The sequence below is a fragment of the Companilactobacillus miaonis genome (assembly GCF_036913615.1).
Lineage (GTDB): Bacteria > Bacillota > Bacilli > Lactobacillales > Lactobacillaceae > Companilactobacillus.
Map to the genome: position 1 here is coordinate 127,027 of NZ_JAYKTX010000008.1, position 19,393 is coordinate 146,419.

Consider the following 19,393-nt stretch of genomic DNA (forward strand, 5'->3'; position numbering starts at 1 on the left):
CGGTTTGTATGCGCTACCACAAGTGTGCTTGTAGTATTTGTATGGGTTATTGATTGTATTGAGCTTTTTTTTCGTTTATTCTACATGTATTAAATAAAGAGAAGGAAGTAATAATTAATGTCAAAAAAAGGCAAACAATGGCAAATGCCGTCTGCCTATACGATTTTATTTCTGCTGATAATTTTCGTTGCTATCCTAACTTGGATCATTCCAGCAGGAGAGTACGCTACCACAAAAGCAGGGAATCTAATTGCAGGGACTTATAAAGCGAAAGCAAGCAGTCCTCAGGGTATTTGGGATGTATTCTTAGCGCCAATTAACGGGATGGTAGGAACAAATGAGACCGAGGGTTCAATTTCCGTTTCTCTATTCATTCTAGTAATTGGTGGATTTTTAGGAGTTGTTAACAAAACTAAAGCTTTAGATGATGGGATTAGTGCCACCGTTGAAAAATATAGCGGGAAAGAAAAAGCTCTAATTCCAATTTTAATGACACTGTTCGCTATCGGTGGATCAGGTTATGGAATGGGTGAAGAGACGATTGCCTTTTATCCAATTTTGATTCCAGTAATGATTGGAGTAGGCTATGATTCAATCACCGCTATTTCGATTGCATTGATTGGAACTCAAGTTGGATGTTTGGCTTCAACAGTCAATCCTTTTGCAACCGGTGTTGCTTCACAAACGTTAAACATCTCGCCAGGGGATGGATTAATACCACGGTTGATTTTATTAGTGATCACGACCACTATCAGTATTATTTACGTGATGCATTATGCTGATAAAATTAAAAAAGACCCTTCACAGTCATATGTTTTTGATCGTCGTCAAAAAGATCTAGAAGAATTTTCAATGCCAGAAAGAGGACTCGATGATAAATTAAGTAAGCGACAAAAAGCTGTTCTATGGCTATTCGGATTAACCTTTTTGATCATGATTATTAGTTTGATTCCTTGGTCTAGTTTGAATCCTAATTGGACATTCTTTGAGGACTTTACTAAATGGTTGACCAATATTCCATTTTTAGGGGCTTTGATTGGTAAAGATTTAGCGCCTTTAGGAACTTGGTACTTTGACGAGATTACGACTTTATTCTTGTTGATGTCTGTCGTGATCATGTTTGTCTTTAGAATGAAAGAGTCTGAATTTATCGATGCTTTTATGGGTGGAATGAATGAATTTTTAAGTGTTGCGATTATCGTTGCAGTGGCTCGTGGGATTCAAGTCGTGATGAATAATGGTTATATTACGGCAACAGTATTGCATGCTGGTGAAACTGGTCTACAAAGTTTATCAAGTGGTGTCTTTATTGTTTTAACTTATATCTTCTATATACCAATGTCGTTTTTGATTCCGTCAACTTCAGGTTTAGCTGCAGCAACAATGGGAATCATGGGTCCATTAGGCAATTTTTCTGGTGTGGATGGGTCTTTAGTTATCACGGCCTATCAAGCTGCTTCCGGTTGGGTCAATTTAATTACCCCAACTTCAGGAGTAGTTATGGGAGCGCTAGCAATTGGACATGTATCTATAGTAAAATGGTGGAAGTATATGTGGAAATTAATGGCAATTTTATTTGTCGTTATTGTCGCATTCTTAGTAGTTTGTTCGATGATAAAATAGGAGGAATTTTGTTATGGAAAAATTTATCACTACCGAGATTCAAGATGAAGCAATTGCAGGTCTAAAAAAGATCGTAGGAGTCGCATCTTTTAATGAACCTGCTGAAGATAAGGCACCTTTTGGTAAAGGTCCTAAAAAAGCACTCGAAGAAGTTTTAAAAGTTGTTGAAAAATTAGGCTTTAAAACTTATTTGGATCCAGAAGGATACTATGCCTATGCGGATATTGGGTCCGGCGATGAAACCTTTGGTATCGTTGGTCATATGGATGAGGTGCCCGCTGGAAATTTAGACGCTTGGGATACTGATCCTTATGAATTAACTCAAAAAGACGGCAAATTGTATGGTCGTGGTACACAAGATGACAAGGGTCCTACAATGGCTGCTATTTATGCGGTTAAAGCTATTTTAGATAAAGGTTATAAGTTCAATAAAAAAATTCGTTTTATTTTTGGTTCAGACGAAGAAATTCTTTGGAGATGCTTGGAACAATACAACAAGAAAGAAGATCCAATTGATTTAGGAATTTCTCCTGATGCACAATTTCCAGTAATTTATGCTGAAAAAGGATTGCAACAATCATACTTAGTTGGCCCTGGTTCGAATGAATTACATTTAAATTTGGAAAATGCATTCAATGCCGTTCCTGGTAAGGCTGTTTATGATGGTCCTAAGCAGGATGAAGTTTTTGCTGCCTTACAAAAGCATAATTTTGAAGCAGATAAGAAAGAAAATTCAATCGAGGTCCATGGTAGATCCGTTCACGCAATGAATGCTCCTCAAGGAGTCAATGCCGTAGTTAGATTAGCTATTGCCTTGAGTGACGTCTATCCAGATATTAAAGTACTTCAATTTTTCAAGAAATTTGGTGAGGATGCTAACGCAACTAATTTGTTAGGAGATATTTCTGATGAAGCTTCTGGTAAGCTGACTTTTAATATTTCTAGTTTGAAGATTACTGATCAAGAGTCACGTGTTCAAATCGACATGCGTATCCCAGTTACAGTCGATCATGATGAATTAGTTGAAAAAGTTTCTCAAGCTGTCAAACCATTTGAAATGAAATATGAACACTTCGATTATCTAGAACCTCTCTATGTACCAACTGATAGTGAATTAGTTCAAACTCTAATGGCTACTTACAAAGATTTAACGGGTGATAAAGACGCTAAACCTTTGATTTCTGGTGGAGCTACTTTTGCTAGAACAATGCATAATTGTGTGGCCTTTGGAGGGATGCTACCAACGACACCTGATTTTATGCATCAAGCAAATGAAAACTGGAGTGTCGCTGATATGAAGAAAACAATGGAGATTTTTGCGGAAGCTATTTATCGTCTCTGTGTGGAATAAAAAATCTAACCAGGCTGAAAAGTCTGGTTTTTGCTTATACTAATAAATTTATAATTTAATGGCTATTTTTTTGATTTCAGGACAAAAAGTTTGTTTTATATTGCTAAATTCGGTAGCGTAACAGTTAGGATGAAACGGATCTAATGAAGGAAAATCAATATTTGAGGTGTAATGAAAATGTTTGATTATAATACTCGGGCATCAAAGTTCAAGTTTCAAGGTGAAGTGATCGTACCAGGTGATAAAAGTATTGCTCACCGGGCGATTGCTTTTGGTGCGCTCGCAAACGGGGTTACACAAATCAGCAATTTTTCGTATTCAGACGATCTAGCTGTTACTGCACAAGTATTTAAAGAATTAGGGGCCAAGATTCATACCGAACTTAGTACAAAAGATATGATAATCAAAGGTACTGGTCATCACTTACAGCCACTTGATCATCCACTAAATATTGATAATGTTGGTACTTTGGAAAGTATTCTCTTAGGAATTTTAACGACGAGTACGAATGAGTATACGATTGCCGGTGGAGATTATTTGAGTAAAAGGCCATTGGAACGCTTAGTAAAACTCTTGATTGCGATGGGTGGTAGCTTTTTGCCGATTGGTGAAGATGCTCTTCCTGTTAAAACCAAAGGAAGTCATGATTTAAAGGGCATTACTTATCAACAAGATATTTCTAGTGCTCAGATTAAAAGTGGATTGGTCTTTGCTGGAATATATGCCAAGACGCCAACTACGATTATCCGAAAATTGCCGACGCGTGATCATACCGAAGTTCTAGCTAATTTCTTTGGTGCCAATGTGGTCACTACTCCGGAAACAATCACTGTTAATCCAGAACATACTAATTTGACAGGGCAGAGCTTGACAATTCCTGGAGATTTCTCATCAGCAGCTTTATACATTGCTGGGGCATTACTCTCAAAAGGTAGTGAAATTCATTTACCAAAGGTAGGGTTGAATTCAACTCGAATCGGCATGCTGAACGTTGCCAAGCAAATGGGAGCTCACATTACGGTAGAAAATTGTTCAGTCAATAGTGTTGAACCTTATGGTGATTTAGTGATTCGTTCACAACAACTCCACGGGACAAAAATTTCTGCTAAACAGGTTCAATTTATTATCGATGAAATTCCAATCATTGCCTTGATGGCTTCACAAGCAACTGGCACGACGGTGATTGAAGGGATTCATGATGTTCATTTGCAGTTGAGTGATCGAATTAGAAATATGCGGGTCGAATTGGCTAAGTTAGGTATTGTTATGCAGGTAAACGATGATTCAATCGTTATTGATGGGGAGCAGACTATTAAAGTAAAGGATGACGTCGATAGTCACAATGATCATCGAATTGCTATGATGCTTTGTATCGCTTCAATTTTGACAGAAACACCATTTAAAATTAAAAATATTGAATCAATTGATATTTCTTATCCAAATTTTCTGTCTGATTTGAAGAAGATCTCAATCGCCAAGTAAGCTTTGTTTTCTTTACAAGCATAATTATGTTTGTAAAGACTTCTTTTTTATTAGACAGTGTCGTATGATTAATGTAATCGGATTATGTAAGGGGTTACTGTATTAATGATTAAGTTTATTGGAACTGACTTAGATGGAACATTGTTGAATAGTTACAGTAAAATTTCTGCTAAAAATGTGCAGGCTATTCGAGATGCAGTCAATTCCGGAATTGTGTTTGCAATTTGTTCAGGGAGAACACTTCATTCAGTTAGTAAATATTTTACAAAAGATTTAAAAGTTCCTGGCTATCGAGTAGTCCTGAATGGTGCAGTCGTGGTCAATCCTAAGAATGAGCGGGTAATTGACCGACCACTAGATCCAAAGGTCGTGGCTGAAATTCTTAAACGTTCAGAGTTTAGCAAGTTTAAGGTAGTTTTAGATGGATTAAATGATACTTATATTTACGATCCTAATCATCACTGGAATACTTATTTTGAAGGGATGAGTCGTCATCATTTCAAAGCACATTCTATCCGTGAGTTAATGGACATTAATGAAAAGGATATTAATATTTATAAAGTCTGTTTCAGTTGCCCACCAAAAAGGTTACGTGAATTGCAAAAAAAATTAGAATCGTTTACGGCTTTGCCCATCACTATCAGTCGCTCTGGGAGTGACTATTTTGAGATCAATAGTCAAGATGTGACTAAATTATCAGCGTTACAGCATATTTCTGAATTGGAAAAAATTCCGATGACTGATTTTATGTGTTTTGGAGATTATGGTAATGATTTAGACATGGTCAAAGAGGCTGGATATGGTGTAGCGATGGAAAATGCAATCGAAAATGTAAAAGATGTCGCCTGGAAAACAACATTAACGAACAATCAAGATGGTGTTGCAAAGATGATTTCACGAGTCTTAAACAAAGAATTTGATTAAATAAAGCTAGATGGCTGTAGCATATTAAGTGTTACAGCCTTTTTGCTTGTGAAAAATTGAAGTAACGATTTGTTAGTCACTATAATTTTCGGATGTTTTTTATTAAAAACATCTTGATAAATTTGGAAACTAGTTATACAATTTAATTGTTCTATGAAAGCGTTTTAAGCAAACGTTTTTAAATAAAAACAAATAAATATTTTAATTCAAAGGGGTATTTGATTATGGCTGAAAAGACAATTATGTTATGCTGTGCTGCCGGTATGTCAACAAGTTTACTAGTTTCAAAGATGCAAAAGGCTGCTGAAAGTGATGGTGTTGATGCTGAAATCTTCGCTACTGCTGCTGCCGATGCTGATGCAAAATTGGAAGAAAAACATCCTGATGTATTGATGCTTGGACCTCAAGTAAGATATCTTGAAGGACAATTCAAAGACAAGTTAAGCATTCCCGTTGAAGTTATCAATATGCAAGACTACGGAATGATGAACGGTGAAAAGGTTCTAAAACAAGCACTATCACTAATTAAGTAATCATTTCAAATATTAAAAAAAGGGCGCATATTAGCACCCTTTTCGTTTTTTAAAAGTAAAGTAAGCGCTTAATCACAAGAGAGGGAGAAAATAAAATGGCTGAAGAACAACATGATGAACAACTAGAAACAGTTATGGGACTAATTATTAACGGAGGTAACGCTAAGAGCTCAGCTTTTGAAGCTATTAACGCTGCTAAGAAAGGTCACTTTACTGTAGCTGATCAAAAATTAAAAGAATCGGATAAATTCTTAGTTGATGCACATAACTCACAAACAAGTATGCTAACTAAAGAAGCAAATGGTGATCACGCAAAAGTTACATTATTGATGGTTCACTCACAAGATCATATTATGAATGCTATTACATTCAGAGATTTAGCTGGAGAAATTGTTGACTTGTACAAGAGACTTGATAAAGAAGGAGACTAATTAATGAGTGAGGGAATTCAAATGCCCGAAGGATTCCTTTGGGGAGGCGCCGTCGCAGCACACCAATTAGAAGGTGGCTGGAATGAAGGCGGCAAAGGAGTAAGTATTGCCGATGTCATGACTGCTGGTGCTAAAGGCGTTGCTAGAAAAGTTACTGACGGCGTTAAGGATGGAGAAATTTATCCTAATCATTGGGGTAATGACTTCTATCACAAGTATCCGGAAGATATTAAGTTATTTGCAGAATTAGGCTTGAAGTGTTTTAGAACTTCCATCGCTTGGACAAGAATTTTTCCAAATGGTGATGAGGATGAACCTAACGAAGCAGGTTTGAAATTTTATGATGACATGTTTGATGAATGTCACAAATATGGAATCGAACCAGTAATTACTTTGTCACATTTTGAGATGCCATATCATTTGGTTAAAAAATATGGTGGTTGGAGCAACCGTAAGATGATTGAATTTTTCGACCGTTTTGCTGAAGTTTGTTTCAAACGTTACAAGGATAAAGTTAAGTATTGGATGACTTTCAATGAAATCAATAACCAGACTGATTGGAAAGATCCACACCCATTACTACAAAACTCTGGTTTGCAATTAACAAAAGATGACAACTGGGAAAAAGAGATGTTCCAAGCTGCTCATTATGAGTTTGTTGCCAGTGCTAGAGCAGTTCAAATTGCTCACAAGATCAATCCTGACTTTCAAGTTGGAGCAATGATCGCGATGTGCCCAATTTATCCTTTAACATCTAATCCACGTGACATTATGAAAGCTGAACGCGCCATGCAATATCGTTACTATTTTGGTGATGTGCAAGCACTTGGGGCTTATCCAGAATGGATTCAAAAATATTGGGCTAGAGAAGGCTTTAACCTTGATATCAATAACAGCGACTTAGCTACAATTAAAGCTGGTACAGTTGATTATGTTGGCTTTAGCTATTACATGTCATTTGCAACTAAAGCTCATGATGGTGAAGAACACTTCGACTATGATGAACACAATGATTTGGTTTCTAACCCTTACGTTGAAAAATCTGATTGGGGCTGGCAAATTGATCCCGTTGGATTGAGATATTCAATGAATTGGATGACTACTCGTTGGCACAAACCTTTATTCATCGTTGAAAATGGTTTTGGAGCTTACGATAAAGTTGAAGCTGATGGTAGTATTCATGATCCATATCGGATTCAATACTTCCATGATCATATTTTACAAATGGAAAAAGCCGTTAAAGAAGACGGTGTAAAATTGATTGGTTACACACCTTGGGGACACATTGATCTAGTATCCGCAAGTACTGGTGAAATGAAGAAACGTTACGGAATGATTTATGTTGACGAAGATGATGAGGGTCATGGTAGTCTCAAACGTTCTAAGAAAGACTCATTCTACTGGTATCAAAAGGTAATCAAGTCAAACGGTAAAGATTTAGACATATAATATAAGTGAGGTTTTTATATGACTGAAACAACAAAAAGTGGATTAAGAAAAGACTTCCTATGGGGAGGTGCTGTTGCCGCAAACCAGCTTGAGGGAGCTTGGGATGTAGATGGAAAAGGTGTCAGTGTAACTGATATCATGACAGCCGGTGCTTATCAAAAACCACGTGAAATTACTGATGGCGTGATTCCTGGTAAAAATTATCCTAATCATGAAGCAATTGACTTTTATCATCACTATAAGGGTGATATTAAATTGTTTGCTGAAATGGGTTTCAAGTGCTTTAGAACATCAATTGCTTGGACAAGAATTTTTCCAAATGGTGATGAAGCAGAACCTAATGAAGCAGGTTTGAAATTTTATGATGATATGTTTGATGAATGTTTGAAGTATGGTATTCAACCAGTAATTACTTTGTCACATTTTGAAATGCCATATCATTTAGTTACTGAATACGGTGGCTGGCGTAGTCGTAAAGTTATCGATTTTTATGTTAAATTTGCAAAAGTTTGCTTTGACCGTTACAAGGATAAAGTTAAGTATTGGATGACTTTCAACGAAATCAATAACCAAACAACTTACACAAATGACTTTTCAATTGCAACTGATTCAGGTTTGATCTTTAGAAATAATGAATCAGAAACTGAACGTGAAAAATTGATGTACTTAGCATCACATCATGAATTAGTTGCTAGTGCTTTGGCTGTTAAAATTGGTCACAAGATCAATCCTAATTTTGTGATTGGTAATATGGTCAACTTTACACCGGTTTATCCTGCATCAGCTGATCCAAAGGACATCTTATTAGCTGAAAAGGCCATGCAAAGACGTTACTGGTGGGCTGATGTTCAAGCTCTAGGCGAATACCCAGTTGGGATGATTGCTTATCTTGAAAATCATGATTTGATGCCTGATATTACCGCTGAAGATAAGGTAGTTTTGAAAGAAGGAACTGTCGACTATATTGGCTTCAGTTACTACAATTCAATTACCGTTAAATACAGTGATGACAATCCTGGCTTTAAGTTCGTTGGTGATCGTGAAACAGTCAAGAATCCTAATTTGAAGTATAACGATTGGGGCTGGCCAGTTGACCCTGTTGGATTGAGATATTCAATGAATTGGTTGACGGAACACTATCACAAGCCAGTTATGATCGTTGAAAACGGATTTGGTGCATATGACAAAGTTGAATCAGATGGCAGTATCCATGATGATTATCGTGTAGACTACTTGCGTGCTCACGTCAAACAAATGATTACAGCAGTAAATGAAGATGGCGTAGATCTTATGGGTTACACACCATGGGGATGCATTGATTTAGTTTCTGCTGGAACGGGTCAAATGTCAAAACGTTATGGATTTATCTATGTTGATAAAGATGATGAAGGTAACGGAACACTTGCACGTTCAAAGAAAGATTCATTCTACTGGTATCAAAAGGTAATCCGTTCAAACGGAGCCGATTTGGATTGAATCTAAACAAATAAGCTGAGACAAAACTAAATCTTGTCTCAGCTTATTTTTCTCAAAAAAATGTAATTTGTTACATCTGTGGTAAAATTAATTAAATAAAAATGATATATACCAATTTGTAAAGGAGGGTGAAAAATGTTTCCTTATCAAAAAGTTCATGAGTTGAATCGATTAGAGTTAATAGTTTATAAGTACATCATCGGACACACTAAAGAAGTTCAAGATATGACGATTCGAGAGATGGCAAATGCTGCTCACGTTTCAACCACGACAATTTTGCGTTTTTTAAAGAAGATGGATTACAGTGGTTTTTCAGAGTTTAAATTTGCTCTAAAACAAAGCCTTAAACAACCATCAAAAGCCCAACAGGATCCTAGTATGGAGCCAATTAAAAACTTTTTCCAATTAGTTGCCGATGAAGAACCGTTTGATAATAAAATTGAACAAGCAGCAGATATGATCAATGCTGCCGATTTAGTTTTATTCTTTGGAGTCGGAAATAGTGGCCGCATTGCCCAATATGGCGCTAGTATCTTGTCTAGTTACGGCATTTACTCTTTGCCGATCATTGATCCATTTCAGCCAGAACCTTTCTCAGATCGCGATTTTAGCAAGACCTTGTTGATTTTAGTTTCAGTATCTGGAGAGACTGATCAAGTGCTTGAGCAAGCACGATACTACAAGAAAAATGGAGCTGAAACTATTGCTTTAACAGCTAATTCTTATTCGGTTCTAAACCAAATTACTGATTTTGCGATTTCGTATGATACTCCTCAAAATCGAAAGGGACATATTAACGTTACGACCCAGGTACCAATCGTTTATACTTTGGAACAGATTTCAAATTGTGCTTATCACAAGATGGTAGACCAAGTTGATAATCGTTTCTCGGAACATGTCACAGATTAGTGACATGTTTTTTTAAAGGTGAATTTTTGTTTTATTTTTAAAAATACGTATTCACTGATGGAAAGGGTTACAATTAATGGCATAGACAGGTTTGTTTGTTCCTGTTTAATGTACTTTCTTATTTTAAAGGGGTTTTATAATGGCTGAAAAGAAGACCAACCGTTTTATTAATGACAAAGTCATTCCATTAGCGGGTAAAATGGCCTCTTCACGTCATTTGACAGCTTTGCGTGATGGGATGACTTTAGCTGTGCCGATGATTATTATCGGTTCATTCTTCATGATTATTGCGCAATTTCCAATTCAAGCTTATTTAGATTTTATGGCTAGTGTTTTTGGTAAGAATTGGGCGACGGTTTTGCAATATCCAACTAATGCATCATTTCATATTATGGGCTTAGTTGCTTTAGTAGGAATTTCCTATAATTTAGCAAAAAGTTATCGTGTCGACCCAATTTCAGCATCGATAGTTTCCTTAGGGGCGTTTATTTTAACGATTCCTTTAAAGACTGATCACGGTGCACTTTGGATACCGCTGCAGGAATTTGATTCGGGGGGATTATTTACTGCAATCATTGTTGGACTGTTTGTCACCGATTTATATGTTTGGATGGTTCACAGAAAGTGGACTATTAAAATGCCAGACACAGTTCCACCAGCAGTAAGCAATTCATTTGCGGCTTTGTTTCCAGGTCTAATAATCTTAATACTAGTTTGGTTGATTCGAATTGGTGTTGAAGCTACGCCAATGGAAAGTATTCCGAATATAGTTTCGTTTTTCTTAGCTGATCCACTAAGTCATTTGAGTAACACTTTCATGGGTGCTATTGTGGCTGAATTTATGATTTCTTTGCTATGGGTCTTTGGTGTCCATGGCGCCAATGTGGTGTTAGGAATCATGATGCCAACGTGGTTGTCAGCCTTGAATGCCAATCAAGTTGCTTTTAGTGCCGGTAAACCATTGCCTAATATTGTAACAACTGCCTTCTTTGACAATTTCGTTCATATGGGTGGAGCTGGTGCAACGATTGGCTTAGCAATGTTATTAGCGTTTGCATCAAAGAGTAGAGAATTGAAAACTTTAGGAAAATTAGTTGCTGGACCGGCACTTTTTAATATCAATGAACCAATTTTATTTGGTTTACCGATCGTGATGAATTATAAGATGTTAATTCCATTTATTTTGACACCGCTAGTAAACGTTACGACAACATATTTTGCTATGGCAACTGATTTAGTGGCTAGACCAATGGGGACGTATATTCCTTGGTTAACGCCACCGATTCTCTCAGGCTTTATTGCGACTGGTCATCTATCAGGATCAGTCATTCAAATAATTAATATTATTCTTGATACATTGATTTATTGGTATTTCTTCAAATCAATGGATAGAGAAAAATTAGCAAGTGAATTAGGACATAAAAAACGTTTTTAATAAAATTTGGAGGTTTCGTTTTGAGAAGATTAGGATTATCACTTTATCCTGAACATTCAACTTTAGATGAGGATAAAAAATACCTTGATACTGCAAGTAAATTGGGTTATTCACGTATTTTTGCATCATTACTAGAATTAGGAGCTGACAAGGATAAAACTATCAATCGTTTTAAAGAAACAATTGCCTATGCTAATAAATTAGGCTTTGTGACGATTGTCGATATGAATCCGAAATTGTTCAAGTCATTAGATATCAGTTATGATGATCTATCATTTTTCCATGATTTAGGAGCCTATGGAATTAGACTAGATGAAGGATTCTCCGGTATGGAAGAAGCTAAGATGACTCACAATCCATATGGCTTAAAGATCGAAATAAATATGAGTTCTGGAACTCATTATTTGGATAACATTTTGTCATATCATCCAGATACTAATAATTTATTAGGCTGTCATAATTTTTATCCACAAAGATACACTGGCTTAGGAGAAGACTTTTTCATCAAATGGTCTAATTTCTTTAAAGATCGTAATACTCACTCAGCCGCTTTTGTTAGTTCACATACGGCAACTTTTGGACCATGGCCGGTTCAAGATGGCTTGCCAACACTTGAAGATGATCGTGATTTACCAATCGGTACACAAGTTAAGCATTTGTTGCTCAGTGGAGTAGTCGATGATGTAATTATCGGTAATACTTACGCTTCTGATGAAGAATTAAAAGAAGCTTCAGAAGCCTTTTATTCACCATACCCAGTCTTGAAAGTTGACTTCAATCAAGGCGCTACTGATTTAGAAAAAGAAGTTATTTTGAAGTCAACTCATGTTTATCGAGGAGACGCTTCTGATTACTTGTTACGTAGCACAATGACACGAGTAGTTTATCATGATGGTAATTTCCCAGCTCATGACACACAAGATATTAGACGTGGTGACATCATTATTGTTAATGAAAATTACGGACAGTATAAAGGTGAAACTCAGATTGGACTTAGAGATATTCCAAATGACGGACGTAGAAATGTCGTTGGTCATCTGAACGAAAAAGAAGCATTTCTATTGAGTTATATCAAGCCATGGAGTAGTTTTAAGTTAGCTGAATAATTACAAAAAAAGATACTATTCTCAGCAGAATAGTATTTTTTTATAGGGAGATAAATATGAATAAATATTTGCTAGATGATAAAAGTTTTGATAAATTCTATGATCTGTATCTTTACTCATTTAATCGCGAAGATTCCACAGATAGAAAACGTGTCTTTAAAGAAAGATATGATCATTCATTAGTTTACGGTTTAATGAATGGGAAAAAATTAGGTAGTGGTTTATTCAGTATTCCGTTTGACGTTAACTTTCATGGAGTTGACTTCAAAATGAACGGAATTGGTGATGTAATGAGTGCTCCTGAATTTGGTGGTCGTGGTGGAGCATCTAAAATGCTTGATCAAGCATTGTTTGATATGTATAAAAATGAAGTCACATTATCTTATTTAGCACCATTTTCTTTCGGATACTATCGTCAATTTGGATATGAACAAGTCTTCGACCATACACAAGTAGTGATTGAAAATGATAAATTGCCTCGCATTAAGAGTAGCAATAAAGGTTATGTTGAACGGATCGATGTCAAAGATATCCCTGATGAAATGAAAAAACTCTATTTGGATCAAAATCATTTGGGCGGAGTTAATCGTTCACAATGGTGGTGGGATCACATGATCGATAAACACGCTGATCATAAAGTGGCACTAGCTTATAATAAAGACGATATTTTAATTGGTTATATGATTTATTATCATGAACAGGAGAATTTTTACATTCATGAATGGGTCAATTTGAATCCTTTGAGCCGTCAATTGCTGGCTAAGTTTGTTACTAAGCATCAATCGATTTTCAAGAAATTTATTTTTGAATCTCCAGATCCTGATTTTAAAGCTGATCTTCTAACTGATCCATATTCTGCTGAATTGACCGTTACGCCATATATGATGGCTAGAATTGTTAATTTAGAAGACTTCTTTACACGTTATCCTGTTCAAAATGATTTAGATGAAGTTTTTATTAAAGTAGAAGATACTTTGGAATGGAATGCTCATACATGGAAAATTAGTGTTCGTGATAGAAAAGTTACCATTAAAATTGCGGATGGTGAGGCAGCAAATATTGAATTAACTATCCAGAATTTGACCAAAGCCATGTTTGGCTATCGTTCTCTAGAATCATTAGCTGACTATGGATTTATCAAAGGTGACACTAAAAAAATTCAAGATTTGGATAAAGTTTTAGTTCAAAAAAAGCCAGAATTAATTGATTATTTTTAAGTTTTAGTAAATTTCAAAATGTTATTGAAAAATAAATCAGTGAATATTCTTTTAAATAATGAAAAAATAAAAAAATATAGTATTCTTGTCATGGGTATAGTTTCTTATAGAGGGAAAAACTGATGGGAGGTTTAATAATTATTGACATGGCATGTATGGCACGTATCACCGTTTATTACCAGTATTTTCTTTATTCTGGGTGTATTCACTTTGTATGAAGTTTTATATGATTGGTTGAAATCATTTTTTAACTTAAAAAAGTTTAAAATTGACGAAGATCATTTGAACTCGGTTTTCGGTATTTTTTACATGTTGATCTTTATTTTTAGTATGCAAGCTTCTTTGTCGGGTAAAGCAATTTCCTGGCAATTTATGAATTTTCAAATCATTGCATTAGTTTTTTGTGCTTACTTTTTAAATATCAAAGTACCACTGCGTTATTTTATTCCAATTGTTTTGGTATATATGACGATCAATGGTTCATTTGGTTATTGGGAATCATGGTGTCATGCTTGGACTGTTATTGTGACATATGATACTTTTAATCGGATTCATCGTATTCAAAATGAAAAACATCAATTTATTGACTATCTTATAACTGGCATAGTTTCTGGAATTTTATTGTGGACATTTGTCGCTTTGAAATTTGATTTAAGTTTCAGGATAACGCTGGAAGAGTGGTCATATATGATGATTTTTGAAATCTTACTTTATAGTTACGTCAATATGATTTTGCGTGATAGCAAATTAAAATTACGGCTAGTCGAATTTGCTAATCATGATGCCTTAACCAAAATTTCTAATTACGCAGCTTATGATTCCGAGATGAAATACGTTTTCAGTAATAGTCGTCATAATAAGTTACATCTGTCGATGATGATGTTTGATATTGACCATTTTAAGCAGGTTAATGATACTTATGGGCATTTGGCAGGAGACAAGGTTTTACAGCAGGTAGCGGACGTTGTATCAACAGTAATTAATGAGAACGATCCTTCCGTCAAGTTTTATCGGACTGGTGGGGAGGAATTCAATATAGTTTTTCCAGGTTATGATCTTGATTCAACAAAAATGATTGTGCAGGAGATTTTTTCGGCAGTTAATCACTTGCCAGTAGAATACAATGGAAATGAAATTACCATTTCGATTTCGGTCGGTGTTTCCGAGATTTCTGAAGATGATCTTCATCCTAACGATTTGTATGGTCGGGTGGATGAGAATCTTTATCAATCGAAAAACAATGGTCGGATGCAGATTACGGCTATTTAAAAAATTTCACTACTTCATCGAATTTTCGAGGGTAGTGAGTTTTTTTGTGCTATTATTATAAAATATAAATATATTTTTAAAAAAGAATATAAAGTTGGAGGTTATCGCATTCTTGACTTGGTCGATTTGGCACGTTTCACCTTTTATAACGGGTGTTTTCTTTATTTTAGGAATCTTCACACTTTATCAAGTTCTTTATGACGGTTTAAAAACGTTTCTACATTCTAAGAAAATAAATGTAGACGATGACAAATTAAATTCAGCCTTCGGGGTCTTGTACATGTTGATTTTTATCTTCAGTATGCAAGCGACGCTTGTCGGGACACCGATTTCTTGGCAGTTTATGAATTTTCAATTAATCGCCTTGGTCTTTTGTGCTTATTTCTTAAATATTAAAGTTCCGTTTTTGGTATTTTTTCCAATTATGATTTTATATATGATGTTCAATGGCTCAATAGGTTACTGGGAGTCATGGTGTCATGGATTCACCTTAATGTTGTTTTACCTCAGCATGAATCAATTACGTCGAAATCAAACGGTAAAACATTTCTTTATTAATTATATGTTTTTGGGAACGTTCTTTGGGGCACTCTTGTGGTTCTTCATGAAATTAAAATTTGATTTTACATGGTCAACGTATTTACAAGAATGGTTATATTTAATTATCTTTGAAGCTTTACTTTACAGTTACGTAGGGATGATTTTGCGTGACAGTCAATTAAAGCTTAAACTATTAAAGTTTGCTAATCATGATGCTCTAACGAAGACGGAAAATTTTGCCGCCTATAAAGCAGAAATGGATCATCTGTTTAGCGATAGCACGGTCAACAAACTTGATCTTTCAATGATGATGTTCGACATTGATCACTTCAAACAAGTTAATGATACTTATGGTCACTTGGCCGGTGATAAAGTTTTGCAACATGTAGTTGATGTCGTTGAAACTGTGATTTCTGAAAATGACCCGAATGTTAAACTTTATCGAACAGGTGGCGAAGAATTTAACGTCATCTTTCCCGGTTATGATTTAGAGGCGACCGAACCAATCGTGCATCAAATTTTTGCCGCTTTAAATCATATTGATGTAGAAGTTAATGGGCAAAAAATCAATATCACAATTTCAGTTGGAGTGTCGATGATCTCTAAAAAAGATGCTCAGCCAAATGATTTCTATTCGCGTGTTGATGGCAATCTTTATCACTCTAAAAGAAATGGGCGTAAACAGATTACGGCGTTGTGATGTATGAAAAAAATAGCATCTATTCATTGTTAATTGAATAGATGCTATTTTTTGGCTTAGGCTGTCTTAACTTGTTTAGCTGATTGTTTAGGCATAACAAGATTTAAGATAATTGCCGCGATTGCAGCAACAGCGATTGGTGAACCTAATAAGTATTGAATAATTTGTGGAGCATTCTTAGTTACATTAGCAGGTAGTAGAACTAAAGCTAACGTTAAGATAATTGGAACCCCAATGATGTAAAGATCACGATCAGTCGTTTCAATTCCACGAATAACATTCAAACCGTTTAGCATGATAGTTACAGTGATAATTGCAAAGACACCACCGATAACAGGGGCAGGGATTGCAGCTAGAAAGGCTGATAATTTACTGAAGAAACCTAAGATTGAGAACCAGATTCCAGCAAATAAGAAAACCCGTTTTGAAGCAACACCAGTAATAGAGATAACACCGGCATTAGTTGAGTAACCTGTAACTGGAGTTGTACCAAGAAGTGCGGCTACCATACAACTTAAACCTTCACCGATGATACCGTGATTCCATTGTTTGTCAGTGATTTCATGATTAGTTACAGCACCCATGGCAAACCAAGTACCAGTTGTTTCAGTTGTGATAACAGCATAAATGATGATGAAAGTGACGATTGCTGAAGGTGAGAAATTGATACCCCAATGTAGAATAGTTCCATTTGGAAGACCAAACCAAGGAGCACTCGTAACTGTCTTCCAGTCAAACATTCCCATCATAGTTGAAACAAGAGTTCCGACACCTAGTGCTAAGATAATTGAACTAGTTCTAAAGAAACGTTCAACTTTTTTAAATTTCAAACTAATTGCGACTGAAACTAATAAAGTTAACGCAGTTACAGCTGCCAAAATCATATTTTTATTGATATTTCCTGGAGCATTGAAAATATTACTGTTTAAAGCAGTTGGAATCAGCGACAATCCAACACAAGTGATGATCGTACCTCCAACGAGGGCAGGGACAAGTTTGTTGATGATCTTTTGGAAGATTCCGGTTGCACCTAAGATAATTAAAATTATGGAACCAACCAATAAGGCACCGATCAAGGTACCCATACCATTACCTCTGAGGCCACCTGAACCTAAAACAACTCCGGCTGCAGCCCCGAGTGGAACAAAAGATGGGCCTTGTGAAACAGGCATTTTCATGAAGACGAAAGTTTGTAAAATCGTACCAATACCAGCCGCTAAGAAAGTAGACTGGAGCAGATTCATTTGGTCGCCGACACCCATGGCCATCATTCCGGCTAGAATAATTGGTGGAACGTAAATATCCATTGCTAAGACATGTTGTAATCCTAAGAAACCAGCTTCAGTTGCGCCGATTTTATCATCAGGACCAACTAATAAGGTACTTTTTTTATTTTCCATTTTTCTCTCCTAAATTGTTATGAACTAATTTTCCTGAGACGTAAACTTGTAAAATATTCTCTTTATTAGTGTGATATATCAATCTTTCAAAAATATCCTGACTTTGATTTGAAGCAACTTCTCTAAAAGAATCAGAAACTATTTGTAAATCAGCTTGATAGCCGGCTTTGATTTGACCAGTTTGAAGGTGTAAAGCTTTTGCACCACCAACCGTTGCCAGATAGAAAACGTTACTAGCAGTTAAGCGACTATTTTGATCAGTTTGATCTTTTAAAATCTGTGAGGACATGATTGCTTGTTGCATATTTTTGTAAATGCTTGGGGAGAAACCGCCGGAAATATCCGTTCCCAGACCAACTTTGACATTTTGTTCATGAGCCTTAAGAATTGGCGCTACTTGATTTCCAAAATAAACATTGGAAATTGGGCAGTGTGCCAAAGCAGTTTTACGGTTTGAAAATAATTTTAGATCGGCATCATTTAATAATGTACCATGCGCCATAACGGCTTTATCAGTCAAAAGTCCGTACTTGTCAAGGACTGAAGCATCGCGCTGATGAAAGTTCTCTTTGGCAAAACCATCTTCCCAGATGCTTTCACTACAGTGTGATTGAATTGGCAAGTCATACTTTTTAGCCAGTTGTCCTAAGCCCTTTAAGGTCTCTGGAGTACAACTGGGAACAAAACGTGGCGTGATTACTGGTGTCAATTGCGCACCAGTTTCTTTTTGTAAAGCAAACATTTCTTGGATGAATTTTTCAGTTTCAGAAATGCTTTCTGCAGAAGAACTGTCACGATAATAATCTGGTGTCTGTTCTGGATTGTCCATGTTGACACGGCCGATGAACGCACGCTGACCATACTCAGCACAAATCTTAGCTAAGACTAAATCAGCTTTAGTGTCAATGGAACCGAAAAACAGCCCAGTAGTTGTTCCATTGGCTAACAGTTCCTTAATTAAACTTTTATAGACTTTCTTGGCATAGGCTAGATCCTTAAATTTAGCTTCCAATGGGAAAGTATAAGTGTTAAGCCATTCATTTAATGGCTTATCCAAGGCAAGACCTGCTTGAGGCCATTGTGGAGCATGAATATGTAAATCAGTGAAACCTGGCAAAAGATAATTACCAGGTGAAACGATACGAAGGGTATCTTGATTAATTGCAGCTTGTTTGACAGACTGATAATCAGAATCAGTAGCGGAAATTACGCGGTCAATAATGCCTGACTGGTCTACACATATAAGAGCTTTTGGTGTAAAATCCGCCTTGTCAAATGTTGCTGGGGTAATCACAGATCCCTCAAAAACAATTTGATAGGTGATAATCTAACACTTCCTTAAATTTATTAATATTAGGTTAACATGAATGATAATGTAAATAAATAGTAAATTGTTCGTATTTGGCTTAAAAAAGAGAAACCTCGTTTCCGAAAATTGGAAATGGGGCTTTTTTTGACTATGATAATAATTTTGTATGCCATTTCAAATCCCAATGAAACGGTATTCTGTTTTTTTAGGTAAAAGGTAATTAAATTTCGTAAAAAAAT

At 35.9% G+C, this 19,393-nt stretch carries 16 protein-coding genes; 14 read left to right on the forward strand and 2 right to left on the reverse strand.

Features of this window, described 5'->3' with window-relative positions:
* Window positions 1–117: 117 nt before the first annotated feature.
* The 14 genes from U8521_RS08545 (at window position 118) to U8521_RS08610 (ending at window position 16,445) form a co-directional block, all read left to right on the forward strand.
* A complete protein-coding gene (locus tag U8521_RS08545; protein WP_334352425.1) occupies window positions 118–1,623 on the forward strand; it encodes a YfcC family protein in 1,506 nt (501 codons plus the stop codon).
* Window positions 1,624–1,636: 13 nt separating this feature from the next.
* A complete protein-coding gene (locus U8521_RS08550) occupies window positions 1,637–2,974 on the forward strand; it encodes a M20 family metallopeptidase (protein WP_334352426.1) in 1,338 nt (445 codons plus the stop codon).
* Between the two features lie 177 nt (window positions 2,975–3,151).
* Entirely contained in the window at window positions 3,152–4,456 is a 1,305-nt protein-coding gene (gene aroA, locus U8521_RS08555; RefSeq protein WP_334332610.1) for a 3-phosphoshikimate 1-carboxyvinyltransferase, read from the forward strand.
* 105 nt (window positions 4,457–4,561) lie between these two features.
* Window positions 4,562–5,380 carry a Cof-type HAD-IIB family hydrolase gene (locus U8521_RS08560; protein ID WP_334332609.1) on the forward strand — a complete coding sequence of 273 codons (819 nt, stop codon included), beginning with the start codon at window positions 4,562–4,564 and terminating at the stop codon, window positions 5,378–5,380.
* 224 nt (window positions 5,381–5,604) lie between these two features.
* Complete coding sequence (locus U8521_RS08565; protein WP_334332608.1) at window positions 5,605–5,913, forward strand: PTS sugar transporter subunit IIB; 309 nt, start codon at window positions 5,605–5,607, stop codon at window positions 5,911–5,913.
* 95 nt (window positions 5,914–6,008) lie between these two features.
* The gene (locus tag U8521_RS08570; protein WP_334332607.1) at window positions 6,009–6,344 is read left to right on the forward strand and encodes a PTS lactose/cellobiose transporter subunit IIA; all 336 of its coding nucleotides are present in this window, start codon (window positions 6,009–6,011) and stop codon (window positions 6,342–6,344) included.
* A gap of 3 nt (window positions 6,345–6,347) precedes the next feature.
* Window positions 6,348–7,793 (forward strand): 6-phospho-beta-glucosidase, encoded by a 1,446-nt coding sequence (locus tag U8521_RS08575; protein WP_334352427.1) that lies wholly within the window; start codon window positions 6,348–6,350, stop codon window positions 7,791–7,793.
* A gap of 18 nt (window positions 7,794–7,811) precedes the next feature.
* Window positions 7,812–9,269 (forward strand): 6-phospho-beta-glucosidase, encoded by a 1,458-nt coding sequence (locus U8521_RS08580; RefSeq protein WP_334352428.1) that lies wholly within the window; start codon window positions 7,812–7,814, stop codon window positions 9,267–9,269.
* Between the two features lie 135 nt (window positions 9,270–9,404).
* On the forward strand, window positions 9,405–10,178 hold the full coding sequence (locus tag U8521_RS08585; RefSeq protein WP_334332604.1) for a MurR/RpiR family transcriptional regulator: 774 nt from the start codon (window positions 9,405–9,407) through the stop codon (window positions 10,176–10,178).
* A 139-nt stretch (window positions 10,179–10,317) separates the two neighbouring features.
* Window positions 10,318–11,613, forward strand: coding sequence for a PTS cellobiose transporter subunit IIC (gene celB / locus U8521_RS08590; protein WP_334332603.1), 1,296 nt, complete (start codon window positions 10,318–10,320; stop codon window positions 11,611–11,613).
* A gap of 20 nt (window positions 11,614–11,633) precedes the next feature.
* Complete coding sequence (locus U8521_RS08595) at window positions 11,634–12,719, forward strand: DUF871 domain-containing protein (protein WP_334352429.1); 1,086 nt, start codon at window positions 11,634–11,636, stop codon at window positions 12,717–12,719.
* Between the two features lie 56 nt (window positions 12,720–12,775).
* Window positions 12,776–13,936 (forward strand): GNAT family N-acetyltransferase, encoded by a 1,161-nt coding sequence (locus U8521_RS08600; RefSeq protein WP_334352430.1) that lies wholly within the window; start codon window positions 12,776–12,778, stop codon window positions 13,934–13,936.
* Window positions 13,937–14,077: 141 nt separating this feature from the next.
* Window positions 14,078–15,205 carry a GGDEF domain-containing protein gene (locus U8521_RS08605; RefSeq protein ID WP_334332600.1) on the forward strand — a complete coding sequence of 376 codons (1,128 nt, stop codon included), beginning with the start codon at window positions 14,078–14,080 and terminating at the stop codon, window positions 15,203–15,205.
* A gap of 112 nt (window positions 15,206–15,317) precedes the next feature.
* Window positions 15,318–16,445, forward strand: a complete 1,128-nt coding sequence (locus tag U8521_RS08610; RefSeq protein WP_334352448.1) for a GGDEF domain-containing protein — start codon at window positions 15,318–15,320, stop codon at window positions 16,443–16,445.
* Between the two features lie 56 nt (window positions 16,446–16,501).
* Here U8521_RS08610 and U8521_RS08615 read toward each other — a convergent pair whose 3' ends face one another.
* Entirely contained in the window at window positions 16,502–17,845 is a 1,344-nt protein-coding gene (locus tag U8521_RS08615; protein ID WP_334352431.1) for a uracil-xanthine permease family protein, read from the reverse strand.
* Window positions 17,835–19,136 (reverse strand): guanine deaminase, encoded by a 1,302-nt coding sequence (gene guaD, locus U8521_RS08620; RefSeq protein ID WP_442886150.1) that lies wholly within the window; start codon window positions 19,134–19,136, stop codon window positions 17,835–17,837. The genes U8521_RS08615 and guaD overlap by 11 nt, the downstream gene beginning before the upstream one ends.
* Window positions 19,137–19,393 lie beyond the last annotated feature (257 nt).

Coding starts and splice junctions, on each gene's coding strand:
- U8521_RS08545 (WP_334352425.1), top strand. CDS start 118: ATGTCAAAAAAAGGCAAACAATGGCAAATGCCGTCTGCCTATACGATT.
- U8521_RS08550 (WP_334352426.1), top strand. CDS start 1,637: ATGGAAAAATTTATCACTACCGAGATTCAAGATGAAGCAATTGCAGGT.
- aroA (WP_334332610.1), top strand. CDS start 3,152: ATGTTTGATTATAATACTCGGGCATCAAAGTTCAAGTTTCAAGGTGAA.
- U8521_RS08560 (WP_334332609.1), top strand. CDS start 4,562: ATGATTAAGTTTATTGGAACTGACTTAGATGGAACATTGTTGAATAGT.
- U8521_RS08565 (WP_334332608.1), top strand. CDS start 5,605: ATGGCTGAAAAGACAATTATGTTATGCTGTGCTGCCGGTATGTCAACA.
- U8521_RS08570 (WP_334332607.1), top strand. CDS start 6,009: ATGGCTGAAGAACAACATGATGAACAACTAGAAACAGTTATGGGACTA.
- U8521_RS08575 (WP_334352427.1), top strand. CDS start 6,348: ATGAGTGAGGGAATTCAAATGCCCGAAGGATTCCTTTGGGGAGGCGCC.
- U8521_RS08580 (WP_334352428.1), top strand. CDS start 7,812: ATGACTGAAACAACAAAAAGTGGATTAAGAAAAGACTTCCTATGGGGA.
- U8521_RS08585 (WP_334332604.1), top strand. CDS start 9,405: ATGTTTCCTTATCAAAAAGTTCATGAGTTGAATCGATTAGAGTTAATA.
- celB (WP_334332603.1), top strand. CDS start 10,318: ATGGCTGAAAAGAAGACCAACCGTTTTATTAATGACAAAGTCATTCCA.
- U8521_RS08600 (WP_334352430.1), top strand. CDS start 12,776: ATGAATAAATATTTGCTAGATGATAAAAGTTTTGATAAATTCTATGAT.
- U8521_RS08615 (WP_334352431.1), bottom strand. CDS start 17,845: ATGGAAAATAAAAAAAGTACCTTATTAGTTGGTCCTGATGATAAAATC.